At 39.9% G+C, this 1,972-nt stretch carries 1 protein-coding gene; it reads right to left on the bottom strand.

The features are described 5' to 3' along the window. A partial coding sequence (locus tag HMPREF9189_RS11790; protein ID WP_000328577.1) for a Spy0128 family protein occupies nucleotides 1-1,972 on the bottom strand: 1,972 nt, incomplete at both ends.

Genomic DNA, 1,972 nt, shown 5'->3' with positions numbered 1-1,972 from the left:
GCTGGTGTGTAAACATTGGTGAAGGTTGTGCTATTAGCTGTACCATCACTGCTGTATTCAACCGTTGCATGCAATTTACCTTGACCATCATCGGTTACAGTTACTTTAGCTGTGATGGTCTTAGCATCGTAGGTGATACCATTCTCCGTTGTGCCAGCTTTTACTTCCTTAATAGTGTAAGTGTAAGTACCTGCTTCATCAAATGTCAACTCTGAGAACTTAACTTTTCCGTCCGCACCATTCTTCGCTTTTTCAATGTTACCAACTTGGTCTGTCAATGAAAATTCGAACATATCAGCTTCGAGATTGCGATTGCTTAATTTCTTATCTACTTCAAGAACAGCTTTGGTATTTTCAGCCTTATAGGTGTTTTCGAAAGTACTGTCGTTATTGTCATAGGTAACAGTTGCTTCAAGCGCTCCCTTACCGTTGTCAACAACTTTAATCGTTACTTCGATAGTCTTGTTAGAATAAGTGATTCCTTTATCAGTTGTCCCAGCATTCTTTTCAACGATGGTGTAATGATAAGTGTCAGCTTTATTGAATTCTAAATCTTCAAACTTAATGTTTCCAGCTGCATCATTTGTTGTTGTTTGAATTGGAGCTGTAGCATTTTTCTCAAACAAGGCAAACTCGAATTCACCACCTTGAAGCTGAATTGGCTTATCAGTGTTCTTATTGATGAATGATTTGGTTGCCGAAACAGGAGCTTTCACATTAGCAGGCTTATAAGTATTGACGAATGTTTGAATTCCGGCATCTGTAATAGTGTTGATGGCACCAGAGATTGGTGGTACAAGATTAGAACCAGGTGCTGAAGTTGAAAATTCAGCTGCTGGAAGTGCTACTTGAGAAATTTCTAATTTCTCAACCCAGGCAACCAGTTGGCCTCTTCCATTATCATAGACGTGTACAATTACAGGAACTGTTCTATTATCATAGGTGATACCATTTTCAGTTTCACCTGCTTTTGCTTCCACAATGGTGTACTGATAATGTCCTTCTTTTGTAAATTTAATAGGCTTGAAGACTACGCGACCAGTTCCATCAGCATTAGTACCTTTATTCTTGATTCTTTGAACTTCTTTTCCATCATTATCTTTCAAGATAAATTCAAATTCTTCGTCTTGAAGCTCTGTTGGACGGCCTTCCAATTTTTTCTTAGCTTCAATTACAGCCTCAGCTGGTTCAGTGCTATACGTATTTGTAACAGTCAAATCAGCTGTTTGTGCTGGAGTATAGCCATCTATCGTATCTACGATGAGATTGCCATCTTCATCGACTTCCATCACACTATAAGTGTACTTCACACCGTGCTCATCTGTCGCAGGAAGGTCTGTCCATTCTACAGTTCCATCTGTTTTGGGAACTTCTTTTTGACTAACACCAACTACTTCTTCAATCGCTCCACCTTCTGGCGTACGATAGAGTTTGAAGTAGACAGTTGGACGAATATGTTCCTGACCGCCAACCCAGACTTTCTTAGCCGTCACGTTTGTCTTTGGAACTTCGTAAGTGTTGGTGACTTTGTTGTTTCCGTTATAGGATACAACATAGCTGTTGTCGCCTACTTTGACTTTCTCTCCTTCTTTCAGAGGAAGACCCGTCTGATCTTCAAGTTCGCGAACAGAATAAACTAGCTTGCTTCCATCAACATCACGTTCAGGAAGTTGATTTTTCCACTTATAAGTGTAGACACCGTTCGACACGGTTACTTCAGGGGTGTAGTTCCCAGTAACAGGTTTTGCATCTGCAACAGTTTGTCCTTCTTTGTGCACATACAAGCTAAGCTTAACTTCTTTGTAGTCAGTTGCTTTTCCGTTTACCCAAGTCTTGGTTGCTTCAAAGTCAACTGTCACACGTTTGTTAGAGATATTGAGGGGAACACCTTTTCCATCTTTCATCTCAACTGTAAATTCTTGACTATTTACCTGATAGCCTGGTTTAGGAGTTTTTTCTTTAACGATATACT

This window comes from Streptococcus sp. oral taxon 071 str. 73H25AP (genome assembly GCF_000146755.1).
GTDB lineage: Bacteria > Bacillota > Bacilli > Lactobacillales > Streptococcaceae > Streptococcus > Streptococcus oralis_T.
This window is presented reverse-complemented; position numbering and strand designations above follow the sequence as displayed.